The 21,151-nt window shown below is 49.2% G+C and carries 22 protein-coding genes and 2 tRNA genes; 18 read left to right on the top strand and 6 right to left on the bottom strand.

Annotation, left to right across the window (positions count from 1 at the left end):
• Positions 1–8 precede the first annotated feature (8 nt).
• The 13 genes from H528_RS0108005 (at position 9) to H528_RS0107945 (ending at position 10,640) form a co-directional block, all read left to right on the top strand.
• Positions 9–1,247 (top strand): PD40 domain-containing protein, encoded by a 1,239-nt coding sequence (locus H528_RS0108005; RefSeq protein ID WP_022853801.1) that lies wholly within the window; start codon positions 9–11, stop codon positions 1,245–1,247.
• 26 nt (positions 1,248–1,273) lie between these two features.
• A complete protein-coding gene (locus H528_RS0108000) occupies positions 1,274–2,443 on the top strand; it encodes an acyl-CoA dehydrogenase family protein (RefSeq protein ID WP_022853800.1) in 1,170 nt (389 codons plus the stop codon).
• Positions 2,443–3,225, top strand: coding sequence for an electron transfer flavoprotein subunit beta/FixA family protein (locus H528_RS0107995; RefSeq protein WP_022853799.1), 783 nt, complete (start codon positions 2,443–2,445; stop codon positions 3,223–3,225). Before H528_RS0108000 ends, H528_RS0107995 begins: the two co-directional genes overlap by 1 nt.
• Positions 3,225–4,238: an electron transfer flavoprotein subunit alpha/FixB family protein gene (locus H528_RS0107990; protein ID WP_022853798.1), complete on the top strand. Its 1,014-nt coding sequence runs from the start codon at positions 3,225–3,227 to the stop codon at positions 4,236–4,238. Before H528_RS0107995 ends, H528_RS0107990 begins: the two co-directional genes overlap by 1 nt.
• Positions 4,231–5,382 (top strand): NAD(P)H-dependent flavin oxidoreductase, encoded by a 1,152-nt coding sequence (locus H528_RS0107985; RefSeq protein WP_022853797.1) that lies wholly within the window; start codon positions 4,231–4,233, stop codon positions 5,380–5,382. Before H528_RS0107990 ends, H528_RS0107985 begins: the two co-directional genes overlap by 8 nt.
• Positions 5,379–6,122 carry a 3-oxoacyl-[acyl-carrier-protein] reductase gene (gene fabG, locus H528_RS0107980; RefSeq protein WP_022853796.1) on the top strand — a complete coding sequence of 248 codons (744 nt, stop codon included), beginning with the start codon at positions 5,379–5,381 and terminating at the stop codon, positions 6,120–6,122. The genes H528_RS0107985 and fabG overlap by 4 nt, the downstream gene beginning before the upstream one ends.
• Before the next feature lie 79 nt (positions 6,123–6,201).
• On the top strand, positions 6,202–6,441 hold the full coding sequence (acpP, locus tag H528_RS0107975) for an acyl carrier protein (RefSeq protein ID WP_028845861.1): 240 nt from the start codon (positions 6,202–6,204) through the stop codon (positions 6,439–6,441).
• Positions 6,441–7,691, top strand: coding sequence for a beta-ketoacyl-ACP synthase II (fabF, locus tag H528_RS0107970; RefSeq protein WP_022853795.1), 1,251 nt, complete (start codon positions 6,441–6,443; stop codon positions 7,689–7,691). Before acpP ends, fabF begins: the two co-directional genes overlap by 1 nt.
• Before the next feature lie 5 nt (positions 7,692–7,696).
• Positions 7,697–8,140 carry a ribose 5-phosphate isomerase B gene (gene rpiB, locus H528_RS0107965; protein WP_022853794.1) on the top strand — a complete coding sequence of 148 codons (444 nt, stop codon included), beginning with the start codon at positions 7,697–7,699 and terminating at the stop codon, positions 8,138–8,140.
• A 2-nt stretch (positions 8,141–8,142) separates the two neighbouring features.
• On the top strand, positions 8,143–9,402 hold the full coding sequence (locus tag H528_RS0107960; RefSeq protein ID WP_022853793.1) for a serine hydroxymethyltransferase: 1,260 nt from the start codon (positions 8,143–8,145) through the stop codon (positions 9,400–9,402).
• Entirely contained in the window at positions 9,399–10,394 is a 996-nt protein-coding gene (locus H528_RS14725; RefSeq protein WP_022853792.1) for a deoxycytidylate deaminase, read from the top strand. Before H528_RS0107960 ends, H528_RS14725 begins: the two co-directional genes overlap by 4 nt.
• 36 nt (positions 10,395–10,430) lie before the next feature.
• A tRNA-Gln gene (locus H528_RS0107950) sits at positions 10,431–10,505 on the top strand.
• A 58-nt stretch (positions 10,506–10,563) separates the two neighbouring features.
• Positions 10,564–10,640: transfer RNA gene (locus H528_RS0107945), tRNA-His, on the top strand.
• 11 nt (positions 10,641–10,651) lie between these two features.
• Here H528_RS0107945 and dxs read toward each other — a convergent pair.
• Entirely contained in the window at positions 10,652–12,559 is a 1,908-nt protein-coding gene (gene dxs / locus H528_RS0107940; RefSeq protein WP_022853791.1) for a 1-deoxy-D-xylulose-5-phosphate synthase, read from the bottom strand.
• Between the two features lie 75 nt (positions 12,560–12,634).
• Here dxs and H528_RS0107935 point away from each other — a divergent pair, with 75 nt between their 5' ends.
• Positions 12,635–13,873 (top strand): cation:proton antiporter, encoded by a 1,239-nt coding sequence (locus H528_RS0107935; RefSeq protein WP_022853790.1) that lies wholly within the window; start codon positions 12,635–12,637, stop codon positions 13,871–13,873.
• On the opposite strand, the gene H528_RS0107930 is transcribed toward H528_RS0107935, so the two are convergent.
• The 4 genes from H528_RS0107930 to xseA all read right to left on the bottom strand — a co-directional run bounded on the left by H528_RS0107930 (position 13,870) and on the right by xseA (position 17,230).
• Positions 13,870–14,772: a polyprenyl synthetase family protein gene (locus tag H528_RS0107930; RefSeq protein ID WP_022853789.1), complete on the bottom strand. Its 903-nt coding sequence runs from the start codon at positions 14,770–14,772 to the stop codon at positions 13,870–13,872. The genes H528_RS0107935 and H528_RS0107930 overlap by 4 nt on opposite strands.
• Complete coding sequence (xseB, locus tag H528_RS0107925; RefSeq protein ID WP_022853788.1) at positions 14,769–14,990, bottom strand: exodeoxyribonuclease VII small subunit; 222 nt, start codon at positions 14,988–14,990, stop codon at positions 14,769–14,771. Before xseB ends, H528_RS0107930 begins: the two co-directional genes overlap by 4 nt.
• 4 nt (positions 14,991–14,994) lie before the next feature.
• Complete coding sequence (locus H528_RS14720) at positions 14,995–15,783, bottom strand: M23 family metallopeptidase (protein WP_169352786.1); 789 nt, start codon at positions 15,781–15,783, stop codon at positions 14,995–14,997.
• A gap of 208 nt (positions 15,784–15,991) precedes the next feature.
• The gene (gene xseA / locus H528_RS0107915) at positions 15,992–17,230 is read right to left on the bottom strand and encodes an exodeoxyribonuclease VII large subunit (protein ID WP_022853787.1); all 1,239 of its coding nucleotides are present in this window, start codon (positions 17,228–17,230) and stop codon (positions 15,992–15,994) included.
• A gap of 59 nt (positions 17,231–17,289) precedes the next feature.
• Here xseA and dnaJ point away from each other — a divergent pair, with 59 nt between their 5' ends.
• From dnaJ to mnmL, 3 genes are read left to right on the top strand one after another with little or no spacing between them, the layout of a single operon-like run.
• Entirely contained in the window at positions 17,290–18,369 is a 1,080-nt protein-coding gene (dnaJ, locus tag H528_RS13185; RefSeq protein ID WP_022853786.1) for a molecular chaperone DnaJ, read from the top strand.
• Between the two features lie 12 nt (positions 18,370–18,381).
• Entirely contained in the window at positions 18,382–18,927 is a 546-nt protein-coding gene (locus H528_RS0107905) for a macro domain-containing protein (protein WP_028845859.1), read from the top strand.
• Positions 18,899–19,870 carry a tRNA modification radical SAM protein MnmL/YtqA gene (gene mnmL, locus H528_RS0107900; RefSeq protein ID WP_022853784.1) on the top strand — a complete coding sequence of 324 codons (972 nt, stop codon included), beginning with the start codon at positions 18,899–18,901 and terminating at the stop codon, positions 19,868–19,870. Before H528_RS0107905 ends, mnmL begins: the two co-directional genes overlap by 29 nt.
• Here mnmL and H528_RS0107895 read toward each other — a convergent pair.
• Positions 19,867–20,139, bottom strand: a complete 273-nt coding sequence (locus H528_RS0107895) for a polyhydroxyalkanoic acid system family protein (protein WP_084677683.1) — start codon at positions 20,137–20,139, stop codon at positions 19,867–19,869. The genes mnmL and H528_RS0107895 overlap by 4 nt on opposite strands.
• 741 nt (positions 20,140–20,880) lie before the next feature.
• Here H528_RS0107895 and H528_RS0107885 point away from each other — a divergent pair.
• Positions 20,881–21,151: IS3 family transposase (locus tag H528_RS0107885; protein ID WP_022853781.1), on the top strand; the 271-nt coding region annotated here is incomplete at its 3' end.

Raw genomic sequence — 21,151 nt, 5'->3', positions numbered from 1 at the left:
AAAACGCTATGAGACTCTTTTACAAATTAACGGTTCTTATTGTCTTGCTCTGGCTTCTCTGTGGCTCAAGGGCACTTGCCCAGGAGGCCAAGCTTGAGATCACCGGGGCAGAGCTTATTAAAATCCCGGTGGCAGTGCCTGAATTTGAGGGCCCTTTGCCCCTTGCGCGTGAAATGGCCGATGTAATGCGGCAGGACCTTGAACTTCACCTTGTTTTCAACGTGCTGGGAGAGGGCCTAAAACTAAATGAAACCGAGCTTTTTGCCTCCCTTGGGGTAGACTGGCTTATAAGCGGTGAGATAAGCCTTGGGGCACGCCACCTTCAGGCAGCCTTTCGCCTTGTTGATATGGTAGAAGGGAAAACCGTTCTGGCAAGGGGATATCGAGGACCCAGTTCCTCAGCCCGTTATATGGTTCATCGTTTTGCAGACCTTGCCATTAACGAGATGCTGGGAGTGCCTGGGGTGGCCATGAGCAGGGTGGTTTACGTGGCCCGCCATGGCTGGCAAGATACCCTTTATGTCCAGGATTTTGACGGCTACCAGCGCATTGCGCTTCTAAAAGGCGAACTGATCTTACACCCCAGGCTTTCCCCGGATGGGCGTAAAGTAGCCTTTGTGTATTATGAAAACCACCGTCCAAGCATCCAAATGATTGACCTTACCACTGGAAAGCGGCGGATTATCTGCCGCTTTCCCGGGCTCAACGCTTCGCCTGCTTGGGCTCCCTCCGGAGACAAACTCGTGGTAACCCTTAGCAAAGACGGCTCGGTTGACCTCTATCTTATCAATCTCAACGGAAAAATCTTAAAAAGACTAACCCACGGCGAAGGGGTAAACACCGGAGCAAGCTTTTCCCCTGATGGCAGGGAAATTGCTTTTGTCTCTGACAGAACCGGCTCGCCTCAAATTTATATCTTAAACCTTGCTACCAAAGGGGTGCGAAGACTCACTTTTCAGGGTAAGTATAACACCTCACCTTGCTGGTCTCCTACTGGGGACCGCATTGTCTATGCCAGCATGAAAGGCGGCATTTTTTCTATTTTTACTATTGATCCAGAAGGTGGAGAACCGATACAAATAACCGATGGGACTAATAGTTTTGAGGCCCCTTATTTTTCGCCGAATGGAAGGCTGATTATGGCCCAGGGCAAAGAAGGCCTTTATCTTTTGCTGGCAAATGGAGCTACCAAACGCCTTTATCGCCCGGGGAAAATGCTTTTTCCATCCTGGGCGCGCATGTATTGATCGCGTAGCAAGACCGGAGGAAGTGGATGATTACAAGAAAACTCACCAAAGAACAGGAAGTTATCGTTGAAGTTGCAGAGTATATCGGTCGCAACTACATTGCTCCCCATGCAATTGAGTGGGATGAAGAAGAACGCTTTGACCCCATGCCTATTCGCGCCATGGCCAAGGCAGATCTTTTTGGCTTGCTTATCCCAAAGGAATACGGTGGCCTTGGTTTTGGCTCCACAGAAACCTGCCTTGCCATGGAAACAATTTCCAAATACTGCCCGGGAGTAGCCACTACTTTTGCGGCAGGATGCTTGGGGGCGCTTCCGCTACTTGTGGGAGGCACCAAAGCCCAAAAAGAAAAATACTTACCGCTCATCGCTAAAGGGGAAGCCCTTTGCGCCTTTGCCCTTACCGAGCCTCAGGCTGGCTCAGACGCTGCCGCTATCAAGACCACTGCGCGCAAAGACGGTGATTATTACGTGCTTAACGGGGTTAAGGCCTGGATAACAAACGGCGGCATTGCTGACATTTACGTAATCATTGCTTTGACGGACCCTAAAAAAGGCCCGCGTGGCGCAAGCGCTTTTATCGTGCACAAAAACGACCCGGGGCTTGTGCCGGGAAAAAAAGAAAAAAAGATGGGGCTTCGCGCCTCAGCCACCACAGAAATTTTACTCATGGATTGCCGTATACCGAAAGAGCGCTTGATTGGCCGCGAGGGCATGGGTTTTATCCTTGCGGTAAAATCTCTTGATATCGCACGCCCTGGAGTCGCCGCCCAGGCCATTGGGCTTGCCCAGGGAGCCATGGAAGTTTCTTTGCTTCACACCAAAAGACGTATCCAATTTGGCCAGCCAGTTTATAACTTCCAGGCTGTGAGTCACACCTTTGCAGAAATGGCCTCCCGCATTGAAGCGGCAAGAAGCCTTCTTTATGATGTTTGCCGCATGATTGACGCGGGGGCGAAAAACATATCCGGGCCTTCTGCCATGGTGAAATACTTCGCCACGGAAATGGCCATGTGGGTCTCTGAAAGGGCCGTCCAGATGATGGGAGGCCTTGGGTATAGTCGCGATTCCCTTGCACAAAAATACATGCGCGATGCCAAATGTCTTCAGATTTACGAAGGAACCAACGAAATCCAGAAAAATATCCTGGCCCGCGAACTAGCAAAGATCTATCAGAACGAGGAGGAAACAAGATAATGCGCATCATGTGTTGCTTAAAGCCTGTGCCCAAGCCGGGTTCAGTGAAGATAGACCCCAAGACCCATACCCTCAAAAGAGAAGAAACAGAGCTTGCGCTAAATCCATATGATCGCTATGCCCTTGAAGCTGCGGTAAGTCTTGCAGAAGAAACAGACGGCAAAGTGGTAGCGGTTTCCATGGCCCCGCCAAATGCCAAAAACATCTTGCTTGACGCATACGCTTTTGGGGCTGACGAACTTGTGTTGCTTTCTGACAGGGCCTTTGCCGGGGCAGACACGCTAGCCACAAGCTATACCCTGGCCTGCGCTGCCCGAAAACTCGGTCCCTTTGACCTCATCGTCTGCGGGAAGGTTTCCGTTGACGGTGAAACCGCCCAGGTTGGCCCAGAGCTTGCCGCCTGGCTTGGAATCCCCTCGGTGACCTGGGTCAAATCCCTAAAACCCCAAAATGGCTCTCTTGAATTGGTAAGGGTGCGAGAGTTTGGCGAAGAGGTAATACGCGCCAAGATGCCTCTTCTGGTCACCATTGAAAACGAAGCCAATATCCCGCGCCCGCCTTCCATCAGGCGCCTTCTTAAACGGGACGAGGTTGAAATAAAAGTCCTTTCTGCGGAGGACATAGGCGCTGAGCCAGCGTACCTGGGCCTTTCAGGCTCCCCAACCCAGGTGGTGGATGTCTTTGCTCCAGAATACAAAGGAAAACGAGAACTTATTTCCGGGCCAGCAGAAGAAGTAGTCGATAAAATGATCAGCATCCTGAAAGAAAGGGGGCTCATTTAATGGAAAACTACCAGGGTGTTTTTATCTTTGGAGAGTGGACAGGAAGCGAGATCCATGAGGTAACCTATGAGCTTTTAAACGAAGGGCGAAGGCTTGCTGACGAGCTAAATGTCCCCCTTGGCGTCATATTTCTCGGGCCAGAAGAAGCGCTTTCCCAGGCAAAAGAGCTTATTTTTTACGGTGCCGATATCGTTTTGGCGGCCCTTTACCCTGAACTTTCCTCTTTTAAAGACGACCTTTACGCGCAAATTGTTGCCCATATCATCCAGGAGAAGAAACCCGAGGTCATGCTATTTCCCGCAACCTCAATGGGCCAGGCAGTTGCCCCCAGGGTAGCAGGTCTTTTAAAACTTGGGCTTACCGCCCATTGTATTGCCTTTGAGATTCGCCAGGAAGACCGCGCTTTGATCCAGATAAGGCCCTCTTTTGGTGAAGAGATAATGGCCCGCATAACCTCACGCACCAAGCCCCAGATGGCCACGGTAAGGCCTGGGGTTTTTCCCGCCGCTAAAAAAGACGAAACCCGAACAGGCGAATTCATAAAATATGAAGTTCCTGAAAAGTTACGACAGAGTGCCATAGAAATCGTTGAGAAAAGGCCGAGCGATAAACCCGAAGTTGATATTACCAGGGCCCAGGTAATTGTGGCTGGAGGCCGCGGGCTTGGTTCAAAAGAGCTTTTTGGAAAGCTCTTTGAGCTTGCTGAACTCCTTGACGGAGCCGTGGGCGCCACAAGGCCTGTGTGCCATCTTGGCTGGGCCTCAGAAGACCACATGATCGGAGTAAGTGGCGTAAACGTAAGCCCTAAGCTTTACATTGGTTTTGGTATCTCAGGCGCACTTCATCATATGGTAGGGTTGCAAGGCGTGGATACGCTAGTAGCAGTAAATATTGACAAAGAGGCCCCGCTTATGAAACGGGCTGACATTGCAGTACAGGCTGATGTAAAAGAAGTCTTGCCTCTTTTCATCAAAAAGTTAAAAAAATTAAAAAGCCAGAAGGAAGATGACTGAAGAACAAGAAAAACCAAAAACAAGATGGTCCTGTGAACCACCCCCTCTTAAGATTGGCCAGTTTGTGGCCCCTGTTCCCATTATCCAGGGCGGTATGGGGGTTGGGGTCTCCCTTGCCGGGCTGGCCTCGGCAGTGGCAAGAGCAGGAGGTATCGGTGTTATTTCCGCTGCCCTGGTAGGCATTTTTGAAGGCGAGGCCGTTTTTTTCAAAAACCCACAAGAGGCTAATATCCGTGGCCTTAAAAAACAAATTGCCCTTGCCAAGAAAAAAGCCCCTGGCGGCATAATCGGTGTAAACATCATGGTAGCGCTTACGGATTTTGAGCCTCTTTGTGTGGCAGCCTTTGAGGCTGAGGCTGACATACTGTTTTGTGGCGCAGGGCTCCCCCTTAATCTGCCAGGGCTAAGACCTGAGGGTAAAGACCACAGCCGCCTGGTGCCTATCGTATCCTCAGCAAGAGCTGCCACCCTTATCGCCAAAAGATGGTGGACGAAGTACGGCTACATGCCAGACGCCATCGTGGTGGAGGGGCCCAAGGCTGGCGGGCATTTAGGTTTCGCACCGGATAAAATCGACGCGGAAGAATCTCGCCTTGAGGTTATAGTCCCTCAGGTGATCGAGGCCATGAAGCCCTTTGAAGACAAGGTAGGTCGGGAAATACCCGTCATTCCCGCAGGTGGCATTTACACAGGGCGCGACATTTACTTTTACATTGACAAGCTTGGCTGTGCAGGGGTCCAGATGGCCACCAGATTCGTAGCTACTTATGAATGCGATGCAGCCCCTGCCTTTAAAGAGGCCTATCTTAAGGCCACCCAGCAAGACCTAACCATTATCAAAAGTCCGGTGGGGCTCCCTGGGCGTGTGATTAAGGGCAAATTTATCGAAGCCGTAGAACAGGGGAAAAAATCTCCCTACAAATGCATGTATCATTGCCTTAAGACCTGCGATTACCGTAAAAGCCCTTATTGCATTGCCGCTGCCCTGATTAACGCTCAGCGCGGGCGCCTTGATGCCGGCTTTGTGTTTGCAGGAAGCAATGCTTACCGGGTAGATAAAATCGTCTCGGTGCAGGAATTAATCGACGAACTTATCGAAGAATATTGCCAGGCCAAACGCGAAGAAAAAGGGGAACAAAAATGAAACTGGAAAACCGCATAGCTTTGGTAACAGGAGCCTCAAGGGGTATAGGCCGCGCCATTGCCTTGGCCCTTGCCAAAGAAGGTGCCGATGTAATTGTTAACTATGCCTCTTCAGCTGAGGCTGCCAAGGAGGTGGTTTCTGAGATTAAAGCCCTGGGACGCAAGGCAATTGCCCTTAAATTTGACGTTGCGAGCTTTGATGAGGTCCAAAACGCCGTAAAAGAAGCCGAAGAAAACTTTGGCCCTATCGACATTCTGGTAAACAACGCCGGAATCACCCGGGACACCCTTCTTATGCGCATGAAAGAAGAAGACTGGGACAAGGTGCTTGGGGTGAATTTAAAAGGGGCCTTCAATTGTTCTAAAGCAGTGATTCAGGGCATGATGAAGCGGCGCTTTGGTCGGATTATCAATATCTCGTCGGTTATTGCCTTCAGTGGGAACCCCGGGCAAACAAACTATGCCGCAGCCAAGGCAGGGTTAATTGGTTTCACCAAGTCTTTGGCACGGGAAGTAGCCACCCGCGGGATCACGGTAAACGCCGTGGCCCCTGGTTATATAGAAACTGACATGACCGCTAAAATACCTGAGAAAATCAAGCAGGCCATCTTGGCCCAGATCCCTATGGGCCGGGTGGGTAAGGCAGAAGAGGTGGCCCCAGCGGTGGTCTTTCTTGCCTCAGAAGAGGCTTCTTACATCACAGGAGCAGTTATTCACGTAAATGGTGGGCTTTATATGTAATTTTTGGCTTGGAAGAACGCAAACTTTCGGGTAAAACTCGCCAATTAAGTTTATCAAAAAAGAAACTGAGGAGGGTCTTATGTCTGTTGAAGAAAAAATTATCGAAATTATCGTTGATAAACTCGGGGTTTCTCGCGATGCGGTAAAGCCTGAAGCTTCCTTTATCGACGATCTGGGAGCTGATTCCCTTGACCTGGTAGAACTCGTCATGGCCATGGAAGAGGCCTTTGGCATGGAAATTTCTGACGAAGAGGCTGAAAAACTCCGCACCGTCAAAGACGTAATTGATTACGTAAAATCAAAAACAGGAGAGGCCTAGTGAAAGACGCACGACGCCGTGTAGTCGTTACGGGCATAGGGGCCATTACCCCGGTTGGCATAGGGATAAAAGAAACTTGGGAAAATCTCACTGCCGGGCGCTCAGGCATTGGTCCTATCACCAAGTTCGACGCGAGCGATTTCCCGAGCCGGGTAGCTGGCGAGGTAAAGGGATTTAAGCCTGAGGACTTCATGCCCAAAAAGCTGGTCTCACGCCTTGATACGTTTATTCATTATGCTATTGCCGCCTCGCGTGAGGCCCTTGAAGACGCAGGCCTTGGGAAAAAACCCCTCGGAGAGAAAGCCGGCGTTATCATCGGCGTGGGCATGGGGGGTATTGATGTCATCGAAGAATACACCCCGGTGCTCTTTGAAAAAGGCTGGCGCAGGGTTACGCCCTTTTTCGTGCCCATGATGATTCCCAACATGGCTGCCGGCCAGGTGGCCATCTTACACGGGGCCAAAGGGCCAAACCTTGCGGTTTGCACGGCCTGTGCCGCAGGCACCCACGCCATAGGTGAGGCCATGCGGTTCATAAGAGAGGGGCGCTGTGATATCGCGGTTTGTGGCGGCACCGAAGGCTTGATAACACCGCTTACCATCGCGGGCTTTGCGGTTATCAAGGCTTTATCCACCAAATTCAACGACCAGCCAGAAAAAGCCAGCCGCCCCTTTGATGCCAAACGCGATGGCTTTGTTATCGGTGAAGGCTGTGGCATTCTCATTCTTGAAAGCCTTGAGCACGCACTTGAACGTGGAGCCAAGATTTATGCTGAGCTTTGTGGCTATGGTCTTACCGCGGATGCCTATCACATGACCGCGCCTCCTCCAGATGGCGAAGGCGCAGCACGCGCAATGGCCCAAGCCTTAGAAGACGCAGGTCTATCACACACTGAAATCGACTATATCAACGCCCACGGCACCAGCACGCCTTTAAACGACGTGGCTGAAACTAAGGCCATTAAGACTGTTTTTAAGGAAAAGGCCAAGGAAATCCCGGTATCTTCTACCAAATCCATGACCGGGCATTTGCTTGGCGGTGCTGGCGGCATTGAAGCGGTTTTCACCGTGAAAACCATTGAAACCGGAATAATTCCACCCACAATAAACTACGAGGAACCAGACCCTGAGTGCGACCTTGATTACGTACCAAATGTTGCCCGTGAAAAAGACGTACGCACGGCCATGTCTAATTCTTTTGGATTTGGTGGCACAAACGCGGTCCTAGTCTTTAAAAAATACGAAGGATAGCTGCCATGAAAGTCGCTGTTGGTAGTGACCACGCAGGTTTTGCCCTGAAAGAAAAAGTAAAGGCCCTTTTACAGGAACTAGGGCACGAGGTGCTTGACTTTGGCTGTCACAGCACCGAGTCTGTTGATTACCCGGTTTACGGGGTCAAGGTTGCCAAGGCAGTAGCCTCTTCTGAGGCTACCCGGGGCATATTGATATGTGGCACAGGTCTTGGCATGAGCATGGTGGCCAATAGATTCCCTGGCATAAGAGCCGCCCTTTGCCATGAGCTTTTCACCACTAAAATGGCAAGGCTTCATAACGATGCCAATATTTTGGTCATGGGGGGCAGGGTTATCGGAGATGCCCTTGCCCTTGAGATGGTTAAAGTCTTTTTAGAAACGCCTTTTGAAGGTGGACGCCACGAACGTCGCATCCGCCAAATAGATAACTTTAAGGAAGAGGTGTAGCAATGAATTTTCTCAAACAAACTGATCCGGAAATCTTCGGTCTTATTGGTAAAGAACTTGCGCGTCTTCAAAACCAGCTTGAGATGATTGCTTCTGAAAACCTGGCCTCTCTTGCTGTAATGGAAGCAGAAGGCTCGGTGCTTATGAACAAATACGCCGAAGGTTATCCGGGACGCAGATATTACGGCGGTTGTGAGTTTGTTGACCAGGTAGAAGACCTTGCTAGGGAAAGGCTTAAGCTTCTTTTTGGGGCGGAACACGCAAACGTACAGCCTCACTCTGGCTCTCAGGCCAATATGGCCGTTTATTTTTCGGTTCTTTCCCCAGGAGACACCATTCTTTCTATGAATCTTGCCCATGGTGGCCATCTTACCCACGGCTCACCGGTAAGTTTTTCTGGCCAGCTTTACAAGGTCGTGCACTACGGTGTTTCCAAAGAAACTGAAACTATCGATTACGATGAAGTGCGCAAACTGGCCCGTGAGCACAAGCCCCGGATGATTGTGGCCGGTGCAAGCGCTTATCCTCGGACCATAGATTTTCAGGCCTTCCGAGACATTGCCGACGAAATTGGCGCTTACCTCATGGTGGATATGGCACACATTGCAGGGCTTGTGGCTGCCGGTATTCATCCCTCTCCGGTTCCATATGCTGAATTCGTTACCTCAACCACCCATAAAACCATGAGAGGGCCAAGGGGGGGTTTTATCCTCACCCAGGAACGCTTTGCCAAAGCTATTGACAAGACAATTTTCCCTGGAATCCAGGGCGGGCCACACATGAACATCATCGCGGCCAAGGCTGTCTGTTTCAAGGAAGCACTTTCCCCGGAATTTAAAACTTACCAGCAGCAAGTAGTGGCAAATGCCAAGGCCCTTGCAGAAGTTCTTAAAGCTGAAGGCTTTAGACTCATCTCAGGGGGAACAGACAATCACCTTCTTCTGGTTGATCTTACCAACCAGGGAATAACCGGTGCAGAGGCAGAAAAGGCCCTTGAAAAGGCCGGAATCACGGTAAACAAAAATGCGATACCCTTTGATCCGCTGCCTCCAAGGATTACCAGTGGGATCCGCATAGGGACTCCCGCAGTTACCACCCGTGGCCTTAAAGAAAAAGAAATCCAGCAGGTTGGCGAGTGGATGGTGGCCGTGCTTAAAGACCATGAAAACGAAAGCCTCATCCAAGACATCCGTGCCAAAGTGCAAAAACTATGTGACGAATTCCCGGTTTATAAGGAACTTAACGAAATTTTTGCCTTATGAAGCGGGCTCCCTGGCATGAATATTTTATGCTCCTTGCCAAAATCGTGGCCTTACGTTCAGGATGCAATTCCAGGCCATCAGGAGCAGTCATTGTTAAAGACAAACGCATCCTAGCCACTGGCTATAACGGCCCTATGCCAGGGGCCTGGCACTGCACGGACCGGGGCCCTGGTTATTGTTTCCGCCGCGAAAAAGGCATCCCTGACATTGACAAGTATAACTACTGTCGTGCCACCCATGCCGAAGCAAATGCCATTGCCCAGGCAGCACGTTTCGGAATCTCTGTGGAAGGCGCCTCGCTTTATTGCACGCTTGCGCCGTGTTACGTATGCCTCAAACTTATTGCTTCCGCAGGAATAAAAGAAGTCTATTACGAACACGACTACGGCAGCCGCGACTTTGAAAGAGATAAATTCTGGCAGGATGCCATTGCGGAAGCAGGTCTTGAAAAGTTCGAAAAAGTCGTGGTTTCAGAAGAGGTAATGAAACAGCTTCAGGAAATACTCCCCTACCCCACTTCCAAAAGGCGCCTTGCCCCCACGGAATTCATCGAAGAATTCGAAGATGGAAGTCGCTATGGGCTTCCCACCAGCGAGGTCCTTTTTAACAAGCTTCGTTACGTGACCAAAGAAGAACTCCATGAAGTGACTTTTGTCATTGAGTCTCCAAGCGTGGATGAACTTCCACAGGGACTTTCTTTTAGCCTTAACGAAAAACCCACTACTTTAGACGAACTTCTTAAAAAAGCACAGCAGGCTATTTCTCAGGATACCCGTATAGCGTTTCTGGCCACTTTTCAAGACTACGAAGCAAAAGCTCAAGTCTTGAGGGAGGCCGAAAACTTAAGACTTTGCGCCCATATTGGGGATGTAGAACATGAGGCGGCCAAAGTCCTTATAAAGGCCCTTGACCATATTGCTTATCAGTTGTCCAAGGGGCTTGGGCTTCCGGCACGCCTTGAAGTGAAGATAGAAGTGCTAACTATCTCTTGACACCTGCGATAGCTTGGCTATCATTTTGCTTAGCGCTGGGGGATCGTCTAATCGGCAGGACAGCGGGCTCTGGACCCGCCGGTCTAGGTTCGAATCCTAGTCCCCCAGCCATTTTTTATGTCATCTTGAATCTACCGAAAAATCAGTTACATTTATAAAGGCTTCGGAGGTGACCGTAGCTCAGGTGGTCAGAGCGCCGGGCTGTGGCCCCGGAGATCGTGGGTTCAAGTCCCACCGGTCACCCCATAATTTCTATCTTAGGCTTTAAGGACTTTAATCTCCGGAGTTTTCACTTCGTGTTCAAGCCAAAAGCTTACCTTTTCCGCTATTTTTTCAGGGGTTAAGCCGTATTTTTCACGTAAAATTGCTGGTGCTCCGTGCTCAACGAAAATGTCAGGAAGGCCTATCATTTTTACAGGAATCCTTAAGCCCCGTTTTGAGAAAAGCTCAAGCACTGCAGCCCCAAACCCGCCAATAAGGGTGTTTTCTTCAATGGTCACCACCTTGCCGCAACGCAAAGAAAGTTCCGTAATCAAATCTTCGTCAAGAGGCTTTACAAAACGGGCGTTTACTACCGCAGCGGAAATGCCCTTTTCAGCCAGGATATTTGCAGCTTCAAGGGCAGGATAAACGGTGTTTCCGATAGCAAGGAGTAAAACATCAGCACCCTCACGCATAATTTCGGCTTTGCCAATGGGAAGCTCTTTTAATTCCCAGTCAAGGCTTACGCCAACTCCAGCCCCTCGGGGGTAACGCACTGCCACAGGCCCTTTACATTTGATAGCCGTATAAAGCATATGCTGGAGTTCGTTTTCGTCCTTGGGGGCCATGACAGTCATGTTGGGAATCAAACGGAGATAGGAGAGGTCAAACTGGCCTTGGTGGGTGGGGCCGTCTTCACCCACAATGCCACCTCTATCAATGGCAAAAACCACGTGAAGATCAGTCAAGGCTACGTCGTGGATGATCTGGTCAAAAGCACGTTGTAAAAACGTGGAATAGATGGCACAGACAGGAATGAGGCCACCAAGGGCAAGGCCTGCCGCAAAAGTAACGGCATGTTGTTCAGCAATGCCTACGTCAAAAAAACGCTCTGGAAATTTTTCTGAAAAGGCCTTAAGCCCTGTGCCTGAAGGCATAGCCGCCGTGATAGCCACAAGCCTTGGCTCTTCTTTGCCAAGGCGAACCATAGTCTTTGAAAAAACGCTTGTATAGGAAGGCGGACTCGGTTTACTGACTGTTGGCTTTCCGGTCTTAACGTCAAAGGGCCCTAGGCCGTGGAATCTTTCTGGCTCTTCTTCTGCAGGGGGGTAGCCTTTGCCTTTTTGAGTTAGCACGTGAACCAGTGTGGGACCTTCAAGGTCTTTTACGTTTTTAAGGGTATTTATCAAAATTTCGATATTATGCCCGGGAATTGGCCCAACATAACGAAAACCAAAGGCTTCAAACAACATCCCTGGGGTCAAGAGACACTTGATAGCGTCTTCGCTCTTCCGGATGGCCTGGACTAAATGTTCCCCACCAGGCAGGTGGCTAACAAAAGACTCAAGCTCTCTTTTTAGGCGCCTTGCCACAGGACCTGTTAATTTGCGTGAAAGAAAAGACGAAAGCGCCCCCACATTGGGGGAGATGGACATTTCGTTGTCATTCAAAATGACAATGAGGTCTTTTTTGAGATGACCTGCGTTGTTAAGCCCTTCAAAGGCAAGCCCTGCGGTCATTGAGCCATCCCCAATGACAACCACGACCTTGCCTTCTTTTTTAAGCATGTCCTGCGCGACAACCAGCCCAAGAGCAGCGGAGATAGACGTACTACTGTGGCCAACATCTACGATATCATGTGGGCTTTCGGAACGCTTTGGGAACCCGGCGATCCCGCCATATTGGCGCAACGTATGAAAACTCTCTTTGCGACCGGTAAGAAGTTTATGGGCATAGGCCTGATGCCCTACGTCCCACACGATTTTATCCTTTGGGGAATCAAACACGTAATGAAGGGCAATGGTAAGCTCAACTACGCCTAAGTTTGGGGCAAGATGCCCCCCTGTCTGTGAGACAGTATTAATGATCAACTCGCGTAATTCATCCGACAATTTATTGAGGTGTCTTAGCTTTAGTTTTTTTAAATCAGCCGGTGAGTTTACGCGGTCTAAAATCTTGGCCATAATATCACCCTTAAAATCAATTTATTAAAAAATTTTACACAATTTTAACGGAAAAGGAGAGCCAAAGCGAGAACAATGTCTCTTTATACCCTGGTGACCTTCTTTTTGTGCGTGGCAGTGCTTTCGGGTTACATAAATTACCGCTTTTTGAGGCTTCCCACCGGCATTGGCATAACCATAGTGGCTGCTTTTTTGGCTTTTTTTGTCCTGGGGCTAGATGCATTTTTCCCGGCTTTTCACGTAAAGCAACACTTCACCACCATAATTTCTCGTATTTCTTTTGAAGAAGCTGTGCTTCACTGGATGCTTGGTTTTTTGCTCTTTGCCGGAGCCCTTCACGTGAATCTTGAAAATCTACTTGAGCGCCTGCGTACCATCTTAAGCCTTGCCACCCTGGGAGTATTTCTGGCCACCTTTTTTACCGGTATTTTTTTACACTATGCCGCCAAGCTCTTTGGCCTTGATATTCCCTTAATGTGGGCCTTTGTCTTTGGGGCCCTGATATCTCCCACAGATCCGGTAGCTGTTCTTTCTGTTTTACAAAAAGCAGGAATCCCCAGAAGGACCGAAATCGTAATTGTGGGCGAGTCGCTTTTAAACGACGGAGTTGCCGTTGTTCTTTTCCTGGCCCTGCTAGAAATAGCAACAGCTACCCAAGAAATTAGCTTAGGGCACTTTTTGGCCTTTTTTGCCAAGGAGTGCCTTGGCGGATTAGGGCTTGGAGTATTGCTTGGCTACTTATGCTTTTTATTGCTAAGAAGTGTTGATGACTATGAATTAGAAGTCCTGATGACGCTTACCCTGGTAATGGTTTGTTTTTCCGTAGCAGAAAAATTCCATTTCTCAGGGCCACTTGCCGTAGTAGCTGCCGGGCTTCTGATTGGCAATCACGGAAGACGTTTGGCCATGAGTGAAAGGACTGTGGAACACCTTGATACCTTCTGGCGCCTGGTGGACGGCCTTCTTAACGCAGTTCTTTTTATGCTCATTGGCCTTGAGGTGCTTCTAATCAAATATAACGAAACAAATTTGCTTTTCGGCCTGGTGGTCATCTTCTTGGTTCTATTTGGGCGGTTTTTAAGTGTCCTTATAAGCACGGCCTTAACCAGCTGGTTTAAGGGGCTTTCACTTAAAAAGACCGCCTTTTTCACCTGGTGTGGTTTAAAAGGCGGTATTGCCATTGCCCTTGCTTTTTCTCTGCCTGAAAACCCCTTAAAAGACCTCTTTTTAACGCTGACTTATTTCAACGTGGTGTTTTCGGTAATTTTTCAGGGGCTAACCCTTAGGCCCATTGCAGAAAGGATGAAGGGTTAAAGTTTGCGCTCAAGCACGTAATAAGCAATGTCTGAAAGGGCCTTGGCCCGTACACCAAAGGGGCTAAGTGCCGAAAGAGCATCCTCAAGCAGCGACTTTGCTTTTTCACGCGAAGCTTCAAGCCCAAAAAGAGCGGGATAGGTGGCCTTTTCCTTGGCAAGATCTGAGCCAACGGGTTTTCCCAGGACTTCCTCATCGGCAACTAGATCAAGGATGTCGTCAATGATTTGAAAAGCAAGGCCTATGTTTTGCCCGTATTTTGCCAGGGCGTTTAATTCTTCTTGTGTGGCGCCTATGAGGATGGGAGCAAGGAGCACCGAAGCCCTGATCAATGCGGCTGTTTTGTGGGAATGGATAAAGAAAAGTTCATCCGCATCAACTTTGCGGCCTTCTGCCAAAAGGTCAGCCATCTGCCCTGCGACCATGCCTTTTAAGCCTGCGGCTTCGGCAACAAGCCTTATGGCCTTTATGATATTTTCTGGGGGAAAATGCCTGACTAATTCTTCATGAGCCAGGAGATAAAAGGCGTGGGTTAGTAGGCCGTCTCCTGCCAAAATAGCCGTGGCTTCGTCAAAGGCCTTATGACACGTGGGCTTTCCCCGGCGAAGATCGTCATCATCCATGGCGGGAAGGTCGTCGTGGATCAGAGAATAGGTATGAATACACTCAAGGGCACAAGCCGCAGGTAAAAATTCTTCATAGGGTTTTCCAAAAATTTCTGCCGCAGCAAGCACAAAGATAGGACGCAGGCGTTTGCCCCCTGCCATAAGGCTATAATGCATGGCGTCAAAAAGGCGCGCAGCATAGCCCGCCTCGCGCGGCACGTAACGCAAAAGAGCGCTGTTAATGAGCTCTTGGCGTGCTTTTAACCAATCAAAAAAATCCGGCGAAAGGCTCACACCTCATCCTCTAAAAGAGGTTTGCGAATAAGCCGGCCTTCGTGGTCTTTCAGGAGCACTTCAACTTTCTGCTCAGCTTCCTTAAGGACATTTTGCAAATGCCGCACAAGTTTTACACCTTCTTCGTACCGGGCCAGGGCCTCTTCAAGGGGAAGGTCGTTTTCTTCGAGTTCGTGGACGATTTTTTCTAAAAGCTTAAAGGCTTCTTCAAAACGCATGGTCTTAAAATACCTCAAGGAGCACTTTGGGATCAACTTTAACACCTCTCACGTAAACACCAAAGTGAAGGTGAGGGCCTGTTACCCGGCCACTTTTGCCTGAAAGGGCAATTTTTTGGCCTTTGTCAACAAAATCGCCCTCTTTCACCAGAATCTTGCTGAGATGACAATAAACCGTGTAAATGCCAAGGCCGTGGTCAATAATTAAGATTTTTCCCGGAAGATAAAAACTGCCGCAAAGAACAACTCTTCCGCTATTAGCCGCTTTAACAGGCGTGCCAGAAGGGACTGCAATATCAATCCCCGAGTGGGGGCTTTTGGGCACGTCGTTATAAATGCGCCTAAAACCAAAAGGGCTTGAAAGCCTCCCAGCCGCAGGCCATACAAAAGGCCCGTCAAAAAGGGGCTTTGGGGTAAAGCCAGAAAGGGTAGTTTTTATGGCCTTTACTTCCCGTTTAATGCGATCAATGACTTCTTGCGGGTAATGAATCATCTTAGGCGGGACTTTTAGATGCTCAGTGGGGTATTTTTTAGGATAAATCTTTATTTTTGTTGAAGTAATCTTTTCTCCGTAAATTTTTAAGGTGTAAGTGCCGGGTTTTACACCAAGGGGCACGGCGACAAGGGCATAATATTTCCCTTGATAGGCAAAAGCATAAAAGTCTTTTCCCAAGAAAATTAGCTTTTCTGCCTTAGTGGGAAGGGAAACCAGAACCGGCGTCCCGGGAAAGGGCTTTTCAGGCAAAAAAGAAAGCGAAAGCCCTTCCTTGGCAAAAACGAAAAGGAAAAACACAAATGTTATTACCGGAAACACAAAACAGACATGATCATTGCGAGCGAAGCGAAGCAATCTAGATCCCTCACTGTGTTCGGGACAGGGATCACTTCGACGTGCGATAGCACGCCTCGTGATGACGCTGTAGCTGGGATCGCGCGGGCGACCACATCGCCTCGCGATGATACCTTGTCGGAAAAAATATGCTCCCAGTAATAAAAAAAGCCTAAAGGTTTTCATCTCGAGCGATAACCTCTTTGACCGTGGCCTTGAGTCTTCCCTGAGAAAGGATTATTTCCAATTCATCTCCCCGGGATGCTTCTTCCGCGCTGCGCAGGACTTTACCATCCGGGACTCTGCGCGCAATGCTGTAGCCTCTTTCAAGCACTGCCAGGGGAGATAGCACGTGGAGTTCTCTGGCAAGACTTTGTAAACTTTGCTGCTTACGGGTTAGCTGCTTTGAAATACCAAGGTCAAGACGCCTTTTAAGGGAGTCGAGTAATTTTTGCTGTTCTGCTATTTTTCTCTGTGGGTCTTTTAGGCGTCTGGCAAGGTGAATGAGCCTTTCTTTTTCTCTTTCAATCTTTCCTGTCATAGCGCGTTTAAGACTACGGGCTAAAAGGGATAAAGTGTTTTCAATATCGGCGAGCTTGGGAAAAACAAGCTGAGCCGCAGCGGTTGGGGTAGGTGCGCGCACATCAGCCACCAGATCACAAATAGTCACGTCGATTTCGTGGCCTACTGCTGAAACAACAGGCACAGGAGAGGCAGCAATGGCCCTTGCCAGCCCCTCGTGATTAAAGGGAATAAGGTCTTCTATGGAACCACCACCCCTTGTTATCACGATGACTTCTACTTCATTAAAAGAAGAAAGGGCGAGAAGTCCTTCCATGATTTCAAGGGGGGCGTCTTCTCCTTGAACCTTGACGGGATAAACAAGGACCCTGGTCAAGGGATTGCGCCCAAGCCCTACTCTTAAGAAATCATGGATAGCTGCGCCGTGAAGGGAGGTAATCAAGCCTATCACCTTGGGCCAGAAGGGAAGTGGTCTTTTGCGGGCCGGGTCAAGCAAGCCCTCTTTGGCAAGCTTTTCCTGAAGTTGCTGAAGCGCAAGTCGAAAGACCCCGTAGCCCACGGGCTCAACCTGCTGGACTATGAGTTGGTACTCGCCTCTCGCCTCATAAAGGCTTAACCTTCCAAAGCAAAGCACATGGAGCCCGTCTTCAAGCTTGAAGTTTAAGTTGGAACGATACGTGCGAAAGAGCACCGCGCGCAAGCTTGCCCCGTCATCGCGCAGGGAAAAGTAAATATGTCCGGCCTGGGAAGTTTTTACGTTGGCAATTTCGCCTTCCACCCAGACAAAAGGAAACTTGCTTTCGATAAGCTCTTTAAGGGCCTGGTTGAGCTCACTTACCGAAAAAACTCTTCTAGTTTCTTTAAGGTTACCCCTTGCCAAAGCGTCCATAGAGACTAACAAGTTTAGTTGGACTTAGGTCATCTCACAAGTTTAGGAGGAGGGAAGAAATGGTCAAAAAGGACCTTTACGAAATATTAGGTGTAAGCCCTGACGCCAGCCAGGAAGAGATAAAAAAGGCTTACCGCAGGCTTGCCCGCAAATATCATCCAGACTTACACCCTGGAGACAAAGAAGCTGAAGAAAAATTTAAAGAGATTCAGGAAGCCTACGAAATTCTTTCTAATCCAGAGAAAAGGGCTGAGTACGACAAGTTGCGCCAGGCCGCAAGCGCCTATAGCTTCACCACCCCTGGTGGAGAGCGGGCTTATGACTTTAGCATTTTCATGGATGAGACCGGCCCTTTTGGTGGCTTTGCAGATATTTTCGCAGATCTTTTTGGATTTGAAAGGGATTGGGAGTCTCGACCTGAACCAGGGGCGGATGTCCTTTACCGGGTAGAAATTCCCTTTGAAAAGGCAGCTCTTGGGGGCGAAGTTGAAATAGACGTCCCCCTTGAAAAGCCATGTCCAACCTGTCATGGCCAGGGTTTTGACTTAACAAGTGCCACAAGCTGCCCCCATTGCGGAGGTCTTGGCAAAAAAGAACACCGCCGCGGCAGTGTTCGCATGATAGAAATCTGCCCGTATTGCAGGGGGACAGGCAAAACCACTACCAAGCCCTGCCCCACCTGTAGGGGGACAGGCACTGTTACCCAGACCGAACGCTTAAGGGTAAAAATTCCACCTGGAGCAGAAACCGGCACCCGTCTGCGCATCCCTGGCAAAGGTATGCCCGGGCGCAAGGGAGCCCCAGCAGGGGACCTTTATCTTGAGCTAGTGGTAAAACCCGATCCGCGCTTTGAACGCAAGGGCTATGACCTTTATCTCAAGCAACCTATTGGGCTCTTTACCGCGGTGTTAGGGGGGCAGGTGGAAGTCCCCACCCTTAACGGTAAAGTGCGCATGAAAGTTCCCCCTGGCACCCAATGCGGACAGAAGTTCCGCTTACGCGGCAAGGGAATTCCCAAGCCAGATGGCACCAGGGGAGACCTTTACGTAGAAGCCATGATCACCGTGCCCAAAAACTTATCTCCCGAGGCCAGGCGCAAATTTGAAGAATTAAAAAAAATAATTCCTGAGGCCTCTTAAGGGAGGGGGACCATACAGGTAAAGATTGGTGATTGCATCCTTGAGCTTGTTGAGGGAGACATAACCAAGCAGGACACCGAAGCCATTGTAAACGCAGCCAACGAGGCCTTGATCCCAGGAGGCGGCGTTGATGGGGCCATTCACCGCGCGGGCGGCCCAAGCATTGCCGAAGAAGCCAGGCGTTATGGCCGCTGCCCCACAGGCCAAGCGGTCATCACCGGTGCAGGGAATCTCAAAGCCCGCTATGTAATTCACGCGGTAGGCCCACGCTGGCGCGGTGGCACCCACGGCGAGCCTGAACTCCTGGCCAGTGCCTACCGCTCGGCCCTTAAAATTTGTCTGGAAAAGGGAATTGACTCCGTGGCGTTTCCTTCGCTTTCCACCGGAGCCTATGGTTATCCCATGGAAGAGGCTGCAAAAATCGCTTTAAATACGATTATCTCGTTTCTCAAAGAACACGGAAGGCCCAAGCTGGTGCGGATGGTTCTTTTTGGCAAAGACGCCTACGAAGTTTACGAAAAAGTGTTAAATGAATTTCAAAAAACTAGCCCAAACTAAGCGCTATCATACGCTTAATGCCTTTTTACGTGCGGCTTTTGGCGAAAGGGTGCACAAGGTCACCATAGACGCTGGCTTCTCCTGCCCTAACCGCACTGGAGAAAAGGGTACCGGTGGCTGTATATATTGCAACGCCTTGGGCTCAGGCACCGGGGCTTTCCGTTTAGGCAAAAGCATTCGCAACCAAATGTTAGAGGGCATGGAACGCCTGAGCAAGCGGTACAAAGTGCGTAAGTTCATCGCTTATTTTCAGGCCTTTTCCAATACTTACGCTCCGCCAGAAAAACTTAAAACCCTTTACGATGAAGCCCTGGTTGACGAACGCGTTGTAGGACTTGCCATAGGCACAAGGCCCGACTGTGTAACCAAAGAAGTCGTCGAACTTCTTGCCACCTACCGGGAAAAAGGCCTTATGGTCTGGCTGGAAATGGGGCTTCAAAGCGCACATAACAAAACTTTAGCCTTAATAAATCGCGGGCACACTTACCAAGACTTTTTGGCTGCCCTTGAGCTTGCCAAAAACCGCGAACTGTTAGTTTGCACCCACGTCATTTTTGGGCTTCCTGGCGAAAGCCCCGAAGACATGCTTGCCACTATTGAAAAAATCGCAGCCCTCCCTTTAGATGGCATCAAATTTCACGAGCTTTACGTGGTACGTGGCACTCCAATGGAAAAACTTTATCTTTCAGGGGCTTATAAGCCCCTTTCTCAGGGTGAATATGTTGACCTTGTTTGTGAAGCCCTGGCACTTCTTCCCTGGCGGGTAGTAATTCAGCGGCTTACTGGAGACCCCAGACCTGACGAACTGGTAGCACCAGCCTGGGCTGGAGAAAAACAAAAGACCCTTGCCCTGATAGAAGAAACCTTGCTTAACCGAGACCTCTGGCAGGGAAAATACTGGGGCGAACCAGACCCTTTATTACGTGAGTTACCTAAAAACTAGGCAAGAATTTCATCAAGAGCCTGGTTTATTTCTCTTTCAATTTTTCCTTTAAAAAGACGCGCGGTAAAACTAAGCTTTGCCTGAAGTATGATTTCTTCTGGTTCAATACGAAGCTCACCTTTAAGGGGGCCAGAGAGTCGGGCCGAAAGCCCCTCCCAGGAGACATCAACGCCGTATTCTTTTGCCTTTGGGCCAAACTTTTCTTCTAGCAAACGGCGGAGTTCCTCAGGATCCATATTATGATTCCGCTTTATCACTAAATCTGCCATTTTTTCTCCCCGATTTTGATCTTATTGAGACCTTTGCAAAATACCTGGGATCCGCTCCCATTTTTCGAAGCGAAAAAATGGAACGAATCCTTAAAGCTTTGGGATATTTGATTTTCCATAGAAATGTTTGCTTGTGCTCCCTGAGGCTGCTTTGCTCACCGCATTCGCTCGCAACAACAACTTTTTTCCTTTTTTGGTCATTCTGAGTCGAAGCTCTCAGCTGCAAGCTTTTCCTATTTGTCAGCCTGAACCATTCCTTCCTTGTCACCTGAACCGTTCCCTCCTTCGTCATCCTGCGCTTTTTTTACCTCTATCCTGCCCTTCCTTCTCTGTTATCCTGAGTGAAACGTAGTATAGCGATGGAGCCACAGATCGACCTGTGGATCCTTCGGTCGCTTCGCTCCCTCAGAAGACAAAAAAGAGCTCCCTCAACATGACCAAAAAGGCGCTTCCTAAGCATTTACAAAAAATATGGCCATCTTTTCCTTATGTCTCATTAAAACTCGCATGCCTGAAATTAGAGACTATTTTATCAAAACTTGCTTTGTTATGTTGTGGCAAATTTTTTACGCTTTTTTAGAGCATCAACGGCCTAATAAAGTCCATCAGAACCATTTATATTAATGGGAGCATGTTTTAGCCGACAAGGTGTCCTGTATGGTTATATACTGCTACCTTAAAAATCCGGACACCTCAGAAAGGGAGAGTTAAGTTAAAATAGTTTGCCAAGGGAGGTGTCCTATGAAAAAGCGTCAGTTTTCCCCAGAAGAAAAATTAGCCATAGTTCTAGAAGGCCTAAAAGGCCAAAAGTCCGTAGCTGATATCTGCAGGGAACATCAAATATCCCAGTCGGTGTTTTACCGCTGGCGAGACAAGTTCCTGGAAGGTGGTAAGAATGCCTTGGCTTATGGGGCTCCTTCTCAAAAAGAAGCACACCTCAGGGCTGAGATCGAGAAACTCGAAAGGATAATAGGCAAGCAGGCTATTCAGATTGAGGTTTTAAAAAAAACCG

The organism is Thermodesulfatator atlanticus DSM 21156, assembly GCF_000421585.1.
Taxonomy (GTDB): domain Bacteria; phylum Desulfobacterota; class Thermodesulfobacteria; order Thermodesulfobacteriales; family Thermodesulfatatoraceae; genus Thermodesulfatator; species Thermodesulfatator atlanticus.
This window is presented reverse-complemented; position numbering and strand designations above follow the sequence as displayed.

Excerpts from the sequence above, each read along its gene's own strand:
- H528_RS0107960 (WP_022853793.1), top strand. The coding sequence starts at position 8,143 with ATGAATTTTCTCAAACAAACTGATCCGGAAATCTTCGGTCTTATTGGT.
- H528_RS0107985 (WP_022853797.1), top strand. The coding sequence starts at position 4,231 with ATGACTGAAGAACAAGAAAAACCAAAAACAAGATGGTCCTGTGAACCA.
- dnaJ (WP_022853786.1), top strand. The coding sequence starts at position 17,290 with ATGGTCAAAAAGGACCTTTACGAAATATTAGGTGTAAGCCCTGACGCC.
- dxs (WP_022853791.1), bottom strand. The coding sequence starts at position 12,559 with ATGGCCAAGATTTTAGACCGCGTAAACTCACCGGCTGATTTAAAAAAA.
- xseB (WP_022853788.1), bottom strand. The coding sequence starts at position 14,990 with ATGCGTTTTGAAGAAGCCTTTAAGCTTTTAGAAAAAATCGTCCACGAA.
- H528_RS0108005 (WP_022853801.1), top strand. The coding sequence starts at position 9 with ATGAGACTCTTTTACAAATTAACGGTTCTTATTGTCTTGCTCTGGCTT.
- acpP (WP_028845861.1), top strand. The coding sequence starts at position 6,202 with ATGTCTGTTGAAGAAAAAATTATCGAAATTATCGTTGATAAACTCGGG.
- fabG (WP_022853796.1), top strand. The coding sequence starts at position 5,379 with ATGAAACTGGAAAACCGCATAGCTTTGGTAACAGGAGCCTCAAGGGGT.
- rpiB (WP_022853794.1), top strand. The coding sequence starts at position 7,697 with ATGAAAGTCGCTGTTGGTAGTGACCACGCAGGTTTTGCCCTGAAAGAA.
- xseA (WP_022853787.1), bottom strand. The coding sequence starts at position 17,230 with ATGGACGCTTTGGCAAGGGGTAACCTTAAAGAAACTAGAAGAGTTTTT.
- mnmL (WP_022853784.1), top strand. The coding sequence starts at position 18,899 with ATGAATTTCAAAAAACTAGCCCAAACTAAGCGCTATCATACGCTTAAT.
- H528_RS0108000 (WP_022853800.1), top strand. The coding sequence starts at position 1,274 with ATGATTACAAGAAAACTCACCAAAGAACAGGAAGTTATCGTTGAAGTT.
- H528_RS0107995 (WP_022853799.1), top strand. The coding sequence starts at position 2,443 with ATGCGCATCATGTGTTGCTTAAAGCCTGTGCCCAAGCCGGGTTCAGTG.
- H528_RS0107935 (WP_022853790.1), top strand. The coding sequence starts at position 12,635 with ATGTCTCTTTATACCCTGGTGACCTTCTTTTTGTGCGTGGCAGTGCTT.
- H528_RS0107895 (WP_084677683.1), bottom strand. The coding sequence starts at position 20,139 with ATGGCAGATTTAGTGATAAAGCGGAATCATAATATGGATCCTGAGGAA.
- H528_RS14725 (WP_022853792.1), top strand. The coding sequence starts at position 9,399 with ATGAAGCGGGCTCCCTGGCATGAATATTTTATGCTCCTTGCCAAAATC.
- H528_RS0107990 (WP_022853798.1), top strand. The coding sequence starts at position 3,225 with ATGGAAAACTACCAGGGTGTTTTTATCTTTGGAGAGTGGACAGGAAGC.